Source organism: Companilactobacillus kimchiensis (assembly GCF_001438805.1).
GTDB lineage: Bacteria > Bacillota > Bacilli > Lactobacillales > Lactobacillaceae > Companilactobacillus > Companilactobacillus kimchiensis.
In genome coordinates this window covers 12,564-30,954 of sequence record NZ_JQCF01000031.1, presented here as the reverse complement: position 1 = coordinate 30,954, position 18,391 = coordinate 12,564, and the positions used below count along the sequence as shown (strand labels likewise).

General features: G+C 36.0%; 16 protein-coding genes. 11 read left to right on the top strand and 5 right to left on the bottom strand.

All coding sequences use genetic code 11. The annotated features are described in order from the left end of the window. Positions 1–229: 229 nt before the first annotated feature. The 11 genes from pcrA to IV57_RS11275 all read left to right on the top strand — a co-directional run bounded on the left by pcrA (position 230) and on the right by IV57_RS11275 (position 12,533). Positions 230–2,455, top strand: coding sequence for a DNA helicase PcrA (gene pcrA / locus IV57_RS11325; RefSeq protein ID WP_057881636.1), 2,226 nt, complete (start codon positions 230–232; stop codon positions 2,453–2,455). A gap of 11 nt (positions 2,456–2,466) precedes the next feature. Then, the gene (ligA, locus tag IV57_RS11320) at positions 2,467–4,485 is read left to right on the top strand and encodes an NAD-dependent DNA ligase LigA (protein ID WP_057881635.1); all 2,019 of its coding nucleotides are present in this window, start codon (positions 2,467–2,469) and stop codon (positions 4,483–4,485) included. An 11-nt stretch (positions 4,486–4,496) separates the two neighbouring features. Next, positions 4,497–5,630, top strand: a complete 1,134-nt coding sequence (locus IV57_RS11315; RefSeq protein ID WP_057881634.1) for a CamS family sex pheromone protein — start codon at positions 4,497–4,499, stop codon at positions 5,628–5,630. A 13-nt stretch (positions 5,631–5,643) separates the two neighbouring features. Next, positions 5,644–5,943: an Asp-tRNA(Asn)/Glu-tRNA(Gln) amidotransferase subunit GatC gene (gatC, locus tag IV57_RS11310; RefSeq protein ID WP_057881633.1), complete on the top strand. Its 300-nt coding sequence runs from the start codon at positions 5,644–5,646 to the stop codon at positions 5,941–5,943. Next, the gene (gene gatA, locus IV57_RS11305) at positions 5,943–7,400 is read left to right on the top strand and encodes an Asp-tRNA(Asn)/Glu-tRNA(Gln) amidotransferase subunit GatA (protein WP_057881632.1); all 1,458 of its coding nucleotides are present in this window, start codon (positions 5,943–5,945) and stop codon (positions 7,398–7,400) included. Before gatC ends, gatA begins: the two co-directional genes overlap by 1 nt. Continuing rightward, complete coding sequence (gene gatB / locus IV57_RS11300) at positions 7,400–8,830, top strand: Asp-tRNA(Asn)/Glu-tRNA(Gln) amidotransferase subunit GatB (protein ID WP_057881631.1); 1,431 nt, start codon at positions 7,400–7,402, stop codon at positions 8,828–8,830. The genes gatA and gatB overlap by 1 nt, the downstream gene beginning before the upstream one ends. 13 nt (positions 8,831–8,843) lie before the next feature. After that, a complete protein-coding gene (locus tag IV57_RS11295; protein WP_057881630.1) occupies positions 8,844–9,848 on the top strand; it encodes a diacylglycerol kinase in 1,005 nt (334 codons plus the stop codon). Positions 9,849–9,906: 58 nt separating this feature from the next. Continuing rightward, positions 9,907–11,268, top strand: coding sequence for a 23S rRNA (uracil(1939)-C(5))-methyltransferase RlmD (gene rlmD / locus IV57_RS11290; protein WP_057881629.1), 1,362 nt, complete (start codon positions 9,907–9,909; stop codon positions 11,266–11,268). A 497-nt stretch (positions 11,269–11,765) separates the two neighbouring features. Continuing rightward, the gene (locus tag IV57_RS11285) at positions 11,766–12,002 is read left to right on the top strand and encodes a hypothetical protein (RefSeq protein ID WP_057881628.1); all 237 of its coding nucleotides are present in this window, start codon (positions 11,766–11,768) and stop codon (positions 12,000–12,002) included. Between the two features lie 16 nt (positions 12,003–12,018). Beyond that, the gene (locus tag IV57_RS11280) at positions 12,019–12,204 is read left to right on the top strand and encodes a hypothetical protein (protein WP_157051955.1); all 186 of its coding nucleotides are present in this window, start codon (positions 12,019–12,021) and stop codon (positions 12,202–12,204) included. 101 nt (positions 12,205–12,305) lie between these two features. Next, positions 12,306–12,533 carry a helix-turn-helix domain-containing protein gene (locus IV57_RS11275; protein ID WP_057881626.1) on the top strand — a complete coding sequence of 76 codons (228 nt, stop codon included), beginning with the start codon at positions 12,306–12,308 and terminating at the stop codon, positions 12,531–12,533. 25 nt (positions 12,534–12,558) lie between these two features. Here IV57_RS11275 and IV57_RS11270 read toward each other — a convergent pair whose 3' ends face one another. The 5 genes from IV57_RS11270 to IV57_RS11250 form a co-directional block, all read right to left on the bottom strand. Next, on the bottom strand, positions 12,559–13,311 hold the full coding sequence (locus IV57_RS11270) for a response regulator transcription factor (RefSeq protein ID WP_057881625.1): 753 nt from the start codon (positions 13,309–13,311) through the stop codon (positions 12,559–12,561). Next, positions 13,312–14,421: a sensor histidine kinase gene (locus IV57_RS11265; protein ID WP_162261225.1), complete on the bottom strand. Its 1,110-nt coding sequence runs from the start codon at positions 14,419–14,421 to the stop codon at positions 13,312–13,314. A 278-nt stretch (positions 14,422–14,699) separates the two neighbouring features. Further along, a complete protein-coding gene (locus IV57_RS11260) occupies positions 14,700–15,590 on the bottom strand; it encodes an alpha/beta hydrolase (protein WP_057881623.1) in 891 nt (296 codons plus the stop codon). After that, positions 15,590–16,918 (bottom strand): PTS transporter subunit EIIC, encoded by a 1,329-nt coding sequence (locus IV57_RS11255; protein WP_057881622.1) that lies wholly within the window; start codon positions 16,916–16,918, stop codon positions 15,590–15,592. The genes IV57_RS11260 and IV57_RS11255 overlap by 1 nt, the downstream gene beginning before the upstream one ends. Positions 16,919–16,990: 72 nt before the next feature. Then, positions 16,991–18,334 (bottom strand): APC family permease, encoded by a 1,344-nt coding sequence (locus IV57_RS11250; protein WP_057881621.1) that lies wholly within the window; start codon positions 18,332–18,334, stop codon positions 16,991–16,993. Positions 18,335–18,391: the final 57 nt, after the last annotated feature.

The window sequence follows — 18,391 nt, the reverse complement described above, 5'->3', positions numbered from 1 at the left end:
CCTATTGCCGATTTTTATGGAAGACGGGAAGATAAGTACACTCCCGCTCTAACCGAACTTGAGTAAGAACCAAATTTTACTTTGAAAGATGACAGTGAACCTAATTAAAATTTAAACCTTTGTCTTTCGCTCTAGCCACAAAAATTTGCTACAATATAAACAGCTATTTTAAGTACAACTAAAACTTTTTACACAAAAGATTTGAGGGATTTTTATATTGGACGATACGATGTTAAAGGGTCTTAACCCAGAGCAACAAGATGCGGTTAAGGCAACAGAAGGACCACTTTTGATCATGGCCGGTGCCGGTTCTGGTAAAACTCGTGTGTTAACTCACCGAGTGGCTTTTTTGATTGAAGAAAAAAATATCATGCCTTGGCATGTTTTGGCGATTACTTTTACTAATAAAGCAGCCAAAGAAATGAAGGAAAGAATTGGCAGATTGCTTGATGAATCAGCTAATGATGTTTGGGTTTCAACATTTCACTCTCTTTGTGTAAGAATTCTAAGAAGAGATATCGATAAAATGGGGAGACCTAAGACTTTCACCATTGCTGACCCTAGTGAACAACGGACATTGATGAAGCAAATTTTAACCAAAATGAACTTGGATCCGAAACAATATGATCCACGGGCTCTTTTGGGTACAATCAGTAATGCAAAAAATGAACTTCAAACTCCAGCTGCATATGCCAAAGTAGCTGCAACTCCTTATGAACAAACAGTTGCGACTGTATATGATGTTTATGCTAAGGAAATGGATCGCAATAATTCACTTGATTTTGATGATTTGATCATGCAAACCAGTCAATTATTTGACCAATATCCTGACGTTTTGGAAAAGTATCAAGAAAAGTTCCAATATATTCACGTTGATGAATATCAGGATACTAATGAGGCACAATACAAGTTAGTTAAACAATTGGGTGCTAAGTATCGTAATGTCTGTGTTGTTGGTGATGCTGACCAGAGTATTTATGGTTGGCGTGGTGCTAATATTCAAAATATTATGAATTTTGAAAAAGATTATCCTGAAGCCACAACAATCAAATTGGAACAAAATTATCGTTCTACTAAAACAATCTTGAAAGCTGCTAACGAGGTTATTAACCATAACTCCAACCGTAATCCTAAGGATCTTTGGACTGACAACAAAGATGGCGATAAGATTAAATTTTATCGTGGTCAAAATGAATCCGACGAAGCCTTATATGTAATTGATCAAATTAAACAGTTACTCTTAGAAGGTTTTAATTATGGTGATTTTGCGGTACTTTATCGTACTAATGCTCAATCACGTACCTTTGAAGAGAAACTTATGCAAGCCAATATGCCGTACAAGATCATTGGTGGACATAAGTTCTATGATCGTAAAGAAATTAAAGATGTTTTGGCTTATCTACGTTTGATTGCTAATCATGATGATTCAATGAGTTTTCAACGGGTTATCAACAGTCCTAAGCGTGGAATCGGTCCGGGTACGATTGATAAATTACAGGCATATGCTGATGAACACGGTTGGTCTTTGCTAGAAGCAGCCGAGAATATCGAATTATCCCCATTAGCTGCTCGTCCAAGAAAGACTATCGGAGCTTTTGCCAAAGTTATTGATGGGCTAACAAAGCTCGCAGAAGACCAATCAATGACTATCTTGATGGATCACTTATTGGAAGATTCTGGTTATGTGGAAGATCTAAAACAACAGAATAATTTGGAATCACAAGCACGTGTGGAAAATATTGAAGAACTTTTGACTGTTACGACGCAATTTGATCAAGCCTATGAACCAGATCCTGATGTTGACGAAACTCGTTTGACAACGTTCTTAACGGAATTGTCATTGGTCAGTGATCAAGATGGAATTGAAGAAGAGCAAAAAGAAGTTACCTTGATGACATTACATGCGGCTAAAGGTTTGGAATTCCCAGTCGTCTTCTTAGTTGGAATGGAAGAAGGAATTTTCCCATTGGGTCGTTCACTACTTAAGGAAGATGATCTTGAAGAAGAACGTCGTTTGGCTTATGTGGGAATCACTCGTGCTGAAAAACGTCTTTACTTAACTAATGCTTTCAGCAGAATGTTGTATGGTCGTTTACAAAATAATGCTACTTCTCGTTTTGTCGAAGAAATCAATGATGATGCCATGGAAAAGGTTAACGGGAATGTTGGTAATATTGGTAATGCTCGGGGGTTACGTGGTCATAAGGGCCGTAGTCATGCAGCTGCCACTGCTTCAACTTATCAATCACCAACTTTGAAAGCTAAAGGTGCTACTGGTGCTGAAAAGATGAGTTGGAATGTCGGCGATAAAGTTGAACATAAGAAGTGGGGCCAAGGAACAGTTGTCAAAGTTAATGGCTCTGGTCAAAATGCTGAGCTAGATGTTGCCTTTAAGAGTGAAGGAATCAAGCGTCTACTTGCTGAATATGCACCAATTAAAAAAGTTACTGATTAAGAGGTGAGAGCATGGCAGATTTAACTAAAGAACAAGCTGATCAAGAATTAGCAAAAATTCGTCCCCAACTGAATAGTTGGCGTGATGCTTATTACACTAAGGATGCTCCGGTTGTTGAAGATAATGTTTATGACAAACTTTATAATCAACTGTTAGATTTGGAAAAAATGTATCCCGAATTAGTCACTTCTGATTCACCATCTCAAGAAGTTGGGGATGTAACTTTACCTGACTTCAACAAAGTTACCCATGATATTCCGATGCTTTCAATGGGAGATGTTTTCTCAGAAGCCGAATTAGCTGACTTTAATGACCGAATTGAAAAAAATGTTGGACATGAAGTAGATTATAATGTTGAATTAAAAATTGATGGTTTATCACTATCACTTATTTATGAAAATGGTATCTTAGTACAAGGCTCAACTCGTGGTAACGGAACGATTGGCGAAAATGTTACTGAAAATGTTCGAACAATTAAGGATATTCCACAGAAATTAAGCCGCCCTTTATCAATTGAGGTTCGTGGTGAATGTTTCATGTCAAAGAAGGAATTTCTGCGTTTGAATCAAGAACGTGAAAATGAAGGACAACAGGTTTTTGCTAATCCTAGAAATGCTGCCGCTGGAAGTTTACGTCAATTGGATCCTAAAGTTACTGCTTCCAGAAAATTGGATACCTTCATGTACACAATTGTGACGTTTGATGGTTTGAATGTTACAACTCAACATGGGGCACTCGAAACGTTGAAAGAACTAGGCTTCAATGTTAATCCAACTGCGCAAGTCACTACCGGTCTAACAGGAGTTAAAAATTTTATCGAACGTTATGGTGAAATTCGTGACGATCTTGATTACGGTATTGATGGTGTGGTTTTAAAAGTTGATGATTTAGCAATTCAACGTGAATTAGGTAACACTGTTAAAGTTCCACGTTGGGAAATTGCTTATAAATTTCCACCAGAACAAGCTGAATCTGTTGTGAAAGAAATTACTTGGACTATTGGACGAACGGGAGTTTTAACACCAACCGCCGTAATGGATCCAGTTAGTTTAGCAGGTACGACGGTAGCTAGAGCGACTTTGCATAATGAAGATATGATTCGCCAAAAAGATATTCGTGTCGGTGATACTGTTTTGTTACACAAGGCAGGGGATATTATTCCAGAAGTTTCACAGGTTGTTTTAAGCAAACGTCCTGAGGATTCAGTTCCAGCTGAAATTCCAACTCATTGTCCATACTGTGGATCGGAATTGATTCATTTGGAAGATGAAGTGGCCTTGCGTTGTATCAATCCCAAGTGTCCGGCACAAATCAAGGAACAATTGACACATTTTGCTTCTAGAAATGCGATGAATATTGATGGTTTGGGTCCTAAGATCATCGAACAACTTTATACGAAAAAATTAGTCCAAGATGTGGCGGATATTTATAAATTGACGGCTGATGATTTAGCAACTTTGGATGGATTTAAAGAGAAGTCGATCAACAACTTGTTGACTGCCATTGATAATTCCAAGAGCAATTCAGTCGAACGTCTGCTGTTTGGCTTAGGAATTCGCCATGTTGGTGCTAAAGCTGGACGAATTTTGGCAGAAAATTTTGAAAATCTAGATAATTTAATGAATGCAACGACGGAAGAAATTCTTGAAGTGAATACTATGGGTGAGATAATTGCCGATAGTATTTCAACTTATTTTGCGAATGATGATGTTAAAAAGTTGATTAATGAACTAAAATCAGTAAATATTAATATGAATTTTATTGGTAGTTCGAATTCTAATGAAACAAATAGCCACTTTACTGATAAAATAATTGTTATAACCGGAACATTACAGAATTATAAGCGTTCAGAATTGTCCGAGACTTTAGAAAATCTCGGTGCGAAGGTCACAAGTTCAGTTACTAAAAAGACTGATATATTAATTGCTGGTGAAAAAGCTGGTAGTAAGTTGACTAAAGCGCAACAATTAGGAACACAGATTATTGATGAAACAACATTGTCTGATTATTTAGATGATGCCAAAGAGTAGGAGAAACAGTTTTGAAAAAATTCTTAAAAACTACGTCGTTATTACTTATGTGCGCACTTTTGCTAGCCGGATGTGGTAATTTACAAGATTCCAGCTTATCATCTGGTGGTGGTGATTCATCTAAGGGGACAGTTCAGACAACTTCATCGTCTGATTCAAGTAACTATGATGTTTTATTAAGTGGTGGAAAGTATAAAATTAGTCCTATTTCAGGATTGACTGCAGCTGATAATAGTAATCAGTTTAATAGTAGAAGTTTTGAAAGTGGCTTAATGAATTTGTCAAAGAAGCAATTCTCAACAAACTCGTATGTTTTCCAAGAAGGTCAAGTTTTATCGGCTAGTACTGTAACCGATTGGTTAGGGAGAAAGTCTGCTAAAAATTCGACTGGCTTGAATCCTGAATCCAATGGTTCAACAGATGCTACCAAACGTGCCCCTATGTATTTCCAACAAATGCTTGAAGAGGATTATCTTCAAAAACAAGATGGCAAATATAAATTGGCTGGGATGTCGATCGGTATTGCGATGAATAAGATCGATTATTATCAAAAGAAGCAATATGGTGCTACTTATAAAACAACCATTACTGAAGATGAACAAAAGGCTCAAGGTGAACGTGTTGCTAAAGAAGTCGTTCAACGTTTGCGTAAAGATAATCGGGTTGGTAACATTCCAATTGTTGTAGGTCTATACACAGTAGCTCCTGAAGATACTTTGGTTGGAGGAACATACTTCCAATACTCAGTAAGTAAGAGTGGCGACTTAGGCAACTGGGCTGATCTTGGTTACAAGAATCAAATGTTACCAACTGTTAATGGTGATACAGCTATTAGTAGTAGTGACTCAGATGCCTTTTCTAACTTTAAGGATCATGTTCAAAGTTACTTCCCTAATATTTCCGGAGTTACCGCTCAGACGCATTATGATGGTACAACTCTCAAATCAATGGATGTTACAATTAACACGCAATTTGATGGTTTAGCTCAAGTAACTAGTTTTGCACAATTTGTGCAACAAAGTGCTTCGAAATATTTACCATCAGGCGCTAATTTAGATATTAATATTCAAACTGTTGATAACCAACAGGCTGTGGTTACACGTACGAACGGAAAATTCTATTCACATGTTTATGATGCAGATTAAAAAGGAGAAACTTATGATTTCAAAAGATGAAATTTTACACGTTGCCACTTTGGCTAATTTAAAATTACAAGATAATGAAGTTGATAGTTTTGTTAGCCAATTAGATAAAATCGTTGGGATGGAAAGCAAGCTATCAAGTGTTGATACAACAGGAATCGAACCAACTTATAATATGGGTGATACTAACTCTGTCTTCCGTGAAGACAAGGGTGTCCGTACTCAAACAAGAGAACAAATGCTCGAAAATGTTCCTGAAACTGACAATAACCTTATCAAAGTGCCAACAATTGTTGACAAGGAGGATGATGAATAGTGGATATCAAAAAAGAAACAATTGCTTCTTTACACGAAAAATTAGCTAACAAAGAAGTAACTGCTGAAGAATTAGCTGATCAAGCTATTACAAAGATCAATGCTAACGAAAAGAAACTTAATACATTTATCACCGTTAATGACAAGGCTCCAGAAGCTGCTAAAAAGATTGATGATGAAGGTATCAAGGGACCATTATCAGGTATTCCGATTGCCTTTAAGGATAATATTGTAACTAACGGGATTAAAACTACTGCTGCTAGTAAAATCCTTTATAATTTCATGCCTGTATACAGTGCCACTGTTCTAGAAAAGCTTGAAGCTGCTGGTGCAATTGATATTGGTAAGACTAACCTTGACGAATTTGCCATGGGTTCATCTACTGAAACATCATTCTTTGGCACAACTGTTAATCCTTGGGACTTTAGTCGTGTTCCTGGTGGTTCTTCAGGTGGTTCTGCTGCTGCTGTTGCCGCTGGTGAAGTAGTGGCTGCTTTAGGTACTGATACTGGTGGTTCAATCAGACAACCAGCTGCCTTTAATGGTGTCTTCGGTATCAAACCTACTTATGGTCGTGTTTCTCGTTGGGGCATTATTGCCTTTTCATCAAGCATGGATCAAGTTGGTGTACTTTCAAAACGTGTTGAAGATTCAGCTGCTGTTCTTTCAGTAATGGCTGGTCATGACGAACACGATTCAACTAGTTCAGAAAAAGAAGTTCCTGATTATCGTGCTAACTTGAACAAAGATATGCATGGTGTTAAGATTGCTGTTCCTAAGGAATTCTGGCACGAAGGAACTCATCCAGAAGTATTAAAGAGTGTTAATGAAGCACTTGATGCTTACAAGAAGATGGGTGCTACCGTTGAAGAAGTTAGTTTACCAACTTTAAAACATGCCGTTGAAGTTTACTATGTTTTGGCATCTTCAGAAGCTTCATCTAACCTTCAAAGATATGATGGTGTTAGATATGGTTTCCGTGCTGATGATGTTAAGAACATCAAAGACTTGTTTGTAAAATCAAGATCTGAAGGATTCGGTGACGAAGTAAAACGTCGTATCATGCTTGGTACTTTTGCACTATCAGCTGGTGCTTACGATGCCTACTTCAAGAAGGCTGCTCAAGTAAGAACAATCTTTATCAATGAATTAACTAAGGTTTTGAATGATTATGATTTAATTATGGGACCATCAACAACTACACCTGCTTTCAAGATTGGTGAAAAAGTTGACGATCCATTGGCTATGTATATGAACGATATCTTGACTATTCCCGCTAACTTGGCAGGTCTTCCAGCCGCTTCAGTTCCTGCAGGTCTAGCTGATGGAATGCCAGTTGGTCTCCAAATTATTGGTAAACCATTTGCTGAACAAGAAGTCTTCAATGCTGCATATGCTTTACAAGAAGAAAATAAATTTTATGAAAAAGTACCAACTGCACTTAAGGGGGAAGACTAATGAATTTTGAAACAACCATCGGACTTGAAGTCCACGTTGAATTAAAGACTAATTCTAAAATGTATAGTCCAACACCCGTTGCTTATGGTGCTGAATCTAATATCAATACCAACGTTATTGATTTTGGTTTTCCAGGAACATTACCAACTGTAAATAAAAATGGTTATCGTTTAGGTGTCATGGTGGCTCTTGCTTTGAACGCCGAAATTGAAAAGCATACTCATTTTGACCGTAAAAACTACTTTTACCCTGATAATCCGAAAGCTTACCAAATTACTCAACAAGACAAACCATTGGGTCATGATGGTTATATCGAAATTGAAGTTGATGGTAAGAAAAAGAAGATTGGTGTTGAAGAACTTCACGTCGAAGAAGATGCCGGTAAGAATACCCACGGTAACAACGGTTATTCTTATGTCGATTTAAACCGTCAAGGTACACCTTTGATCGAAATCGTTTCTAAACCTGATATGCATTCTCCTGAAGAAGCATACCAATATCTAGAAAACCTTCGTAAGATCGTTCAATTTACTGGTGCTTCTGATGTTAAGATGGAAGAAGGTTCAATGCGTGTTGATACCAATATCTCTATCAGCCCTGTTGGTTCAGATACTTATGGTACTAAGGTCGAATTGAAAAACTTGAACTCATTCAACCACGTTAAACTTGGTCTTGCTTATGAAGAAAAACGTCAAGCTGCTATCTTGAAACAAGGCGGAACAATTGGTCAAGAAACAAGACGTTTTGACGAAAAGACTGGTGAAACATTCTTAATGCGTGTTAAGTCCGGTGCTGATGATTATCGTTACTTCCCAGAACCTGATTTACCAGATTATGATATTTCTCCAGAATGGATTGCTGAAATCAAAGCTAACTTGCCTGAAACAGCATCTGTAAGACGTGCTCACTACATCAATGAATTAGGTATTCCTGAATATGATGCTGGTGTGCTTACGGATACTAAGGAAATGTCAGACTTCTTTGATGAAGCAGTGGAATACGACGCTAATCCAAAACTAGTTTCTAACTGGTTGATGGGTGAAGTTAATGCCTACTTGAATGACAAGAGAATCGGTTTGTTGGAAACTAAGTTGACACCAGAGCATTTGGCTAAGATGATTAATTTGATTTCTAACGGAACAATTTCTTCTAAGATTGCTAAGAAGGTCTTCCAAGAAACTATTAGTAATGGTACTGAACCAGAAGAATGGGTTAAGTCTAAGGGACTTGTTCAAGAATCTGATCCAGCTGTCTTGGAACCAATTATCTTAGATATCCTTGATAATAATCAACAATCAATCGATGACTTTAAGAATGGTAAAGATCGTGCTGTTGGTTTCTTGGTTGGACAAATCATGAAACAAACACATGGACAAGCTAACCCTAAGGTTGTTAATAAGATTTTGATGACAGAATTAAAGAGTCGTTAGTGAGGGAAAGTTAATGCGTGCTAGACTTATTTATAATCCAACTTCAGGTCACGAGACCATGAACAGTAATGTTGGAGATATTTTGAATATTATTGAAGAAGCTGGTTATGAAGCTAGTGCCTATCGAACGACACCTAAGAAGAATTCAGCTAAAGATGAAGCCAGAAGAGTCGCTAAAGAAGGTTTTGATTTAGTCGTTGCTGCTGGTGGAGACGGAACGATCAATGAAGTTGTAAACGGAATTGCTGATTTGGACAAACGTCCTGAAGTAGCAATTATTCCGGCCGGAACAACTAACGATTATGCCCGAGCTTTAAAAATACCTCGTGATGATGTGGTTGAGGCAGCTAAGGTTATTCTTAAAGGTCAAAAATTACCAGTCGACATTGGTCAAGCTGGTAAAAGATACTTTATTAATATTGCTGGTGGTGGGTCAATGACCGAATTGACTTATGAGGTACCTTCAGCTTATAAATCAATCCTTGGTTACTTGGCTTATCTAGTTAAGGGTGCCGAAATGTTACCAAGAATCAGTCCCATTGATATGCATATCGAATACGATGATGGAATTTTTGATGGTAAAGCAACCATGTTTCTGATAGGATTAACTAATTCGATTGGTGGAATGGAGCAAATTGCCCCAAATTCTGTTATTGGTGACGGGACTTTCTCATTGATTATCGTTAAAGAAACCAACTTGAGAGATTTAGTTCATTTAATTGCTTTAGTATTGAATGGTGGTCGCCATGTTTATAACCCTAAAGTTATTTACACGAAAACTAAAAAAATCAGTGTAAAGGCCAATGATGAGAATCGAGTTATGGTCAACTTAGATGGTGAATATGGTGGGGATGCCCCAATGGAATTTACTAATTTACATAATCATCTCAATATTTATGCAAATGTTGACTCTATTCCTCTCAAAGCAATTGACTCATCAACTCTGAGCGAAAAAGATGCTGGTGAAAAGATTATTGAAGAAGAAAAAAATCTCGATAAAGAAAAAGATACAAAATAAAAAGAATTAGGAAGTGGATCAATTATGGACACTTCTTTTTTCTATGTATAGGTGAAAAATGGACAAACCAAATTTAACAAAGAACCAAGAAGTAGAACTACAAATACAAGATTTATCATACGAAGGTAAGGGTGTAGCTAAGGTTGACGACTTCACACTCTTCGTTGATAATGCTTTACCTGGTGAAACTGTTAAGGCAGTTATCACACGTATTAACAAAAATTTTGGTTTTGCTAGAACACTTGATGTTTTAACAGAATCTCCTGATCGTGTACATGACATTGATGCCATCTATGCTCAAACAGGAATCGCTCCATTGAGCCATTTGAAATATGACAAACAGCTTGAATTCAAACGTAATCAAGTTGTAACTGACTTTAGTAAAATTGGTCTTAAAGATGTTGTAGTTAACGAAACTTTGGGAATGGAATCACCATTCAACTATCGTAACAAGGCGCAAGTACCAGTTCGCCAAGTTAATGGTAAATTGACTACCGGTTTCTATCGCCGTCGTTCACACAATTTAGTACCAATGGAAAACTTCTTGATCCAAGATCCTAAGATTGATGCTGAAATCATTGCCGTTCGTGATATTTTACGTAAATATAACGTTCGTGGTTTTGATGAAGATAAACAAAAGGGTCAAATCAAGAACATCATGATTCGTCGTGCTTACTTTACTGGTGAAATGATGGTTGTCTTGGTTTCACGGACACCTGATATTTCTCATTACAAGGACATCGCTAAAGAAATTTTGGCTAATAGTGAAGTTAAATCACTTTACTTGAACATCAATTCTCGTAATACCAACGTTGTGTTTGGACCTAAGATGACATTGCTTGGTGGCAAGAAGTATATTGATGATGAAATTTTGGGTCATACTTACCGTATTTCTCCAAGATCCTTCTATCAAGTTAATCCTGTTCAAACTCAAAATCTTTACCAATTGGCAATCGATAAAGCCGAACTTACTGGTAAGGAAAATGTTGTCGATGCTTATTCAGGTATTGGTACAATTGGACTTTCAATGGCAGACAAGGCTGATCATATAACTGGTATTGAAGTTATTGAAGAGGCTGTTAAGGATGCTGATAAGAATGCTAAGCTCAATGGTATTGATAATGCTGACTTTGTAGTTGGTAAGACTGAAGATGTTCTGAATGAATGGGCTAAAAATGACATGTCAATTGACGTCCTAATGGTTGATCCTCCACGTAAAGGTTTGGCTAACTCATTGATTGATTCAATCAAAAACATTAAGCCAGAAAAGATGGTTTACATTAGTTGTAATCCTGCTACTTTGGCTCGTGATTTGGAACTTCTTAGTGATACTTACGAAATTGGTGATGTTACACCAGTTGATATGTTCCCTATGACCAACCATATCGAATGTGTTACTCAACTTAAATTGAAAAAATAATTATTTTGGTTGAAACTAGGTTCTTACCTAAGTTCGATTAAAACTTCCGTCGTCCGCACAAATGCTGATTGAGCTGGAACATAGCCGGCACAACTTGAAGCCAACGGAGATCACGTTGTCTACAAGATTGGCCTTTGACTAAGCTGGCAAAGTACGCCACCCAAGTCAAATTTGGCTATTTAGCTCATCAGCCTTTGTACTCCCGACTAATTTATTTCTTTATTGTTTTATAAATGAAAAATATTTTAAATTAAAAATCCATATTAACTGAGGTTATAATATCAGCTAATACGGATTTTTTTGCAATTTTAAAGTAAGTATATATTATTAAAAAAATTTTATTTATCAAATCTAGAAACCACTGTCTACTACGTTCCAGTCCCTCGATATTGCCGAGCGGAAGACGGAAGCATAATAAAACTAGAATTATATAATGATGACATTTTTTTACTTTCAGTTTGATAATGTTAAAATTGAGTAAAATATGAGGAAGAAAAATGATTGAATTAATTGGTTTTATCCTTACGATTCTAATCGTGGCGTTTCAAAGTTTTGCGGGTTATAAGCATAATAAGTATTTAGGAATGATTTTGCCGGTAATCTTTATTGGTTCAATCATTTATTTGATGGCTGCTGGTCGCTTTGAACTAACAACTAGAAATATTGTGATGCCAATTGTAGGTTTGGTCGCTTTAATTGGATTATATGGCTTTGCCGGTAGAACTAAGAAATAATTATTAGAAGGTTAAGATGATGAAATATCTTTTGGGAATCGGTGCAATTTTAATTGGAATCTGGCAAATTTATATTTCTAAACAATACTTTAATAATATTCGTAAGCAATCAAGTCCAGTGATTTTTGCTTTGATAGCCTTAATTGCGAGTTTGGTTTTTGCAGTGTGTTTTTTGATCTACGGAGTTAAAATTCTCTTATAAAATTACGTTAATCGGGAAAAATAATACGTTCATAATGAATTAGGTTACAATCCTTATTTATGAAATATAATGTTTTCATAAGTAAGAATTGAGGGAATACCATGAAAGAGATTATTTTAGATCATGAGAAAGTTTTCTTGGGTGACAATCTGAGAACTTGTCGTAAGCATTGTAATTTATCAGAACGAGAAGTTTCAAAGATGCTGCACGTTGATATTACGACGATTTCAAAATATGAACACAATACAAGAACTCCCGATATCTACATGATGATGCGTTTTGCTGACGTTTATGAAGTCAGTCTTGATAAATTAGTTGGAAGAAAATAAAAAATGTTTGGTCACATTAACGTGATCAAACATTTTTTTTGTTGGAAAGTAATTTTATCAATTCTTTATTTTTACGGAAGGAAACTTCGCAGGTCGATTCATCAATGAAGGATAATGTTCGAGTATGACTGTCATAAGTCGTTGCATTTTCAAGATTAACCAAATAACTGCGATTACAACGAAAAAGACTAGGGTAGTTGATTTCAAAAGTATTCAGTGAACCATTGAATTCGGCCAGTTGATTTTTGCTGACAATAAAAATTCGACCCGGAACATCCTTTTGCGTGTAAAGCATAATAATATCGTCCATTAAAATTGAGAAATAACGGCTGCCGATTTTATAATCCAATAAATTTTTGGAAGAATGACTATAACGATGTAAGTTATTTTGGGCGGTTTCGATGTCATCAGTGATTCGATGTTTGATTTCGTCGAGACCTTTATCTTTGAGGATATAGTCCATCGGAGCGATTTTTCGTTCCAAAGTAGTCAAAGACAATTCATCATGAGTAGTGATAAAAACAATTTGAGCCAACGGTGTATCTTTTCGAATCCGTTCGGCAATATTTAGTCCAGCTAATTTGTTGCTTTGAATTTCCATATCTAGGAAGTACAGTCCCTGTTCTTGAGGAACGTAATCCTGAAGAAAATCCTCAACTGTACCCGTGATAGATTTTAATTCTAAATTGGCATCGTTGATCAAAATACCATTTTTGATAAATTCAGCGTATTTTTGACGTTGAATATCGTTGTCTTCAAGTAAATAAATTGGGAACAATTAATCACCTCCTACGATAATGAGGGTCATCATGATATGACCATGAATAACCTTAGTTTCTAAATAGAGATTGTCAGTTTCAGAAATCATTCGACGAATATTGGCTAGACCAAACCCGGAATGTTTTGCTTTTGTTGTGTAACCAGTTTTAAAAATAGTTTTAAAATTCAAATCATTTTGAATCGGATTATCGATCGTGATTTCGGTAATATTATCGGCCTGCGTTATTGCACAAGTGACTGTTTTTTCGTCAATCGTTTGAACGTATTCAATGGCATTATCCAATAAAATCCCGAGAATTCTGACGATAATTAAAATTTCATTATCAAAATGATAATTGTTTTGATTTAGTTCCAAATTTAATTTAATCTGTTTACTTTTTGCAACAAAGAATTTTTGAATAATCAAACCACGGATAGCATCACTATCGATACTACGAAGTTGAGCAACATTACCATCATTAATATTTTCCAAAGTGTTTTTTTCATTAACGATATCATGATAATAATTTTTTAATTCAATTGAATCACTATTATCAACAAATGATTTCATTGAGAGCATGATATTTTGAAAATCGTGTTTGAACTTTCTAATATCCGTGTATTGTTGCTGAACAGTTGTTAGATATTCATTTAGCTGCTTATTATAAATAATTTTCTCCTGAGCTTCATTTTGAATAGCAATCGTATGAACGAAGAAAATCAATTGACGATAGGTAACTACTAAAACAATTGTAAAAATCAGTAACAGAAAAGCTTGAATCGTAGCGGTTACGGCTTGAAAGTCACTGATAATCAAAATTAACATAAATGCTAAGAAAACTCCCAAGGACATTTCGAAAACTTGTTTACCAAGATGATATTGCTCAACTTGAATCCATAGTTTAACCATTTGAGTTCGGAATTGATTGATCACCAGTAGAAAGATTGCTAAAAAGATAACATTGATCATCAGAGAAATAGTAATAAAGTTTTGCTGAAATTCTTCAAGAATTCTTAGTTTCCATTCATTATTAGCTATGAAGAATAAAATCCTGGCCGAGTAGGTAGCAAAACTAAACATAACTATTTCGGCACTTATCGCAATAATCAATGATATTGATTTTTGCATATCTAGGCGATGTGGCCGCGAGAGAAGCCAACTGGCTAAGAAAATAAAACAAATAAATAACAAAATAAATATGTCATCAACAAATAATCCGATATAACCAAACACTAAAGAAATGGCTATATCGGATAAAAAATGTCTTATATCAAATGATTTTAAAAAATAGCGATGTAATTGTAGTGTTGAGAATAACAAGAAGAAATTCGCTATAAGGCTTAATTGCCAATCTATATATACCATAAGCTAATTGTATTTAAATGATTAGTGTAATACAAGTTAATTTATTGTTGCGGATTAGGAACCTTCTTATTAGTCTTGTTGTGACCAGGGTTATTAATATTATTACCAACAATGTATTGATGGAAAATATTAATAAATTGGTCACTGGCAATCATATCAGAATGTTGAGCCTTAGAACCGGTCAAGGTTATCAAGGTATAGTGTTTGATATGACCTTCGTAGATATATTTACCAGCATCAACACTGCCTAGCGGTACGATACCATCATCAGTATAAAGTTGTGTTCCGGCAATGGAAGAATAAGTCATATCTTCAGGTATTTTGTCACGTTTCTTAATCAGATCATTAAGCATTTGGGTATGGTTAGATGTATTTTTTTCCTCAAAGTTATAAGGTGTACCAACGGTTAACATTTGATTGACGGAAATTGATGAGTTATCAAAATAATTTTCGAAGAAATAAGTCCAGACTAAACCACCATTGGAATGTCCAAAGGCATTGAAGTTGTTAAAACGATAACGTTGTTTTAATTTATTAAAGGCTAGGTTGAACCAAGCTGCCTGTTTCTTGATATTGGAGTATCCATCATTGTTATTTTCAAAGCCGACAACGATAAAGGGACGCTCATCATTAGGACGAATACTACCAGAATAAGTAATCGTATCATTTGTATGAACGGTCATTTTCAAAAGGCTGTGGTGTTCACCATATTTCCGATTAACGATTTTAACAAGGTCATCAAAGCGATTAGCACTTGCGCTACTTCCAGGAATCATAATAACCGGAGACATGGGAGAATTGTATCTACCAGCCAAGGTAGTAACATTTTTTTTGGTCCAAATATATGACGGAATGCCAAGTAAAACTAAAATTATCGCAAGCAGAACAAGATATTTAAAATTTTTATTTTTTCTTAAACTACGAGTGCGCATTAATCGTCACCTTCTTCGAGGCCTAGATTATCCAATATTTTAACCTTAGCGGCCATTTTAACAAATGGTATATAAATATACGTTGAGATGGCTATTGCCACCACGGAGAACCCTAGAGCCTGCCAGCTACCATTAGTGGCAATGAAAGCAATTAATGGACCAGGTGTACCAATTGGGACTGGATAAACGCTTGGTGGCATCAGATGCAATGAGATTACGACAGCGGCCATTAACATGTTAGCGATAGGAGCTAAGATAAAAGGAATTAGAAAAATAACATTGAATAAAACTGGTATACCAGTCATGACACCACTGCCGATATTGAAGATACTAGGAATCATGGCCCAACGAGCGACAGTTTGAAAATCTTTATCACGTGAGACTATTAGAATAGCGATGATCAATCCAAGAATACAGCCGGTACCACCATAAGTGGCAAAGGCATGATACAAGGTTGAACTGGTGAAGGGATTGGGAGCATTCCAGGCAGTATGTTTTTGTAAAGCATAATTTAAATTAACGGTTGATAAGATATCCATTTTTTCAACTCCAAGAGCTGAGTAAGCGCCAGACCAACCAAAGAATGACATAATGATAGTATAAACAGAGAAAATTAAAGTTTTGGTCAATTGAGCCCAATTATTGCTAGAAGTATATTCTGTGGCTAAAGAATTAATGAAATTACCTGGAGCTTCAGAATAATAAGTGATGTTTATTAAGGTGCTAAAAATCATAGAGATAATTAACGAGAAGATAATTGGTTTTAAGGAAATGAAAGTTCTTTCCAAGATACCGTTAGTGGCTTTACTATCTATTAAATTAGGTGCGAGACGACTTGATATTTTAAAAAGCCAACCAATAAACATGCCTAAAACAATGGCGAAGAGTAAGCCACGCATACCAAGAATCGCAGGATGAAATGAAAATGGTTGAACTTTAGAATAAGAATAATCAACAATTAAATAGGCACTGATACCAGTGATACCAGCCAATTGATCATCGCGATGATAATACTTGGCGGTATATTTGGCGGCACCAAATATAGCAATGACTGAGACCCAGCCTAAAGATAAGTTGTATAAACCATTAGTGATATTATCAATTTGACGGTAGACGAAGTCATTGTTTAGTGTTGGGAAGATATCAGTTAAAAAACCTTCTTTACCAAGGACAACGGTTTGAATTATTTTGATGAAACTACCAAATAAGGCAAAAGGAAAAATTAATAGTAAGGTTCGCTGGATGATCCGATAAATCAATAGTCGTTGAATTTTTAAGGTTAACCGAACCAATTTTTCTTCAAATTTGTTACTAAATTGAACTTTCATGAAAACACCTGCAATTCATTTCATATATATAGAACCTAAGAAAATTATAACCTCCAACAAAAAAAGCCGCTATCAAAGCGACCTTTTTTTGTTGAAATAATGAATGTAGTAAATTGGCAATCCTAGGAGGGTAATTCCGATCCCAGTAAATGCTAATCCAGGTTGGCGTAGCAGGGTGGATATGATTATGTAAGCCCCACCAGCAAGTGCAATGATCGGTGGAAGTGGGTAGAAATGGATTTTATAAGGACGTTCCAATTCAGGCTCACTACGACGTAAAATGAAGACACCGATAAACATCATCATGGAGAAAATCCACATGACAAAAACCAACATATCGGTAAGATAGTCAAAGCTACCCATGAAAATCATGATAATAGCAATGATAGTTTGAATGAAACCAGCATTAGCTGGAACACGAGAATTTTTAGTTAGTTTAGAGAAGAATTTAGAAAAGACAATTTCATCATCAACTCCAAGAACATAACTGACACGGGGGCCAGTCATGGTGTAGCCATTAACGGAACCAAAGACTGAAATTAAAATACCGATAGTGACGATTTTTCCACCAATGTTACCGAAAATCTTAATAGCGGCTTCAGAAGCAGCATTTTGATTTCCAGGAATTAAATGAAAAGGCAAGGCTTTAATGAAAACAAAACTGATTAGAACGTAAATTAAAGTAATGAAGAAAAGACCAACGATAATTGATTTTGCTAAATCCTTTTCAGGCTTTTTCATTTCACCAGCCAAGTTACCAACGTTCATCCAGCCATCAAAGGCAAACATTGTGGCCAAAAGTCCCCCACCCATTGAAGACCAGAAACTCGGATGAGTACCTGAGGTAATTGGGAAAAGAGAAATATGATTACTTGATGGTGTGAAGATTCCTACAACAATAATCAAAATGATTGGAATTAGTTTAGCAATCAATGAGATCGATTGGATTCTTCCACCGACTTTAGCGCCTAGAAGGTTAACTGCATATAGGAAAACAGCTAAGGAAATAGCTATTGGTATTTGCCAGGTGCCAGGAATGTTACAGAGATTCATTACCTGAGTAGCAAAAATAATTGATAAGGCTGAGATACCAGCAGGATAATAGATAACTGATTGTGCCCAAGCCAATAAAAAGGCAGGAACCTTTCCATAGATATATTCGATATATTTATAGATTCCTCCGGCAACTGGTATAGCTGAAGCTAGTTCGGCAACTGTTAAACCAGCATTGATAGTGATAAAGCCTGCTAGTAGCCATACAAAAATGGTTAAGCTAGGTGAGCCGGTAGCGGCCGTAACACTGGAGATTTTGAAGAATACTCCACCACCGATTACAAGACCCATTACGGTTGATAGTGCTGGAAAGAAACCTAAATCTCTTTTCAAACTAAATTTGTCTGTTTCATCGTTGTTCATAAAGCAAAAGTACTCCCCTCAAAATGGTATAGAATAAAATTATATACCATAATGATA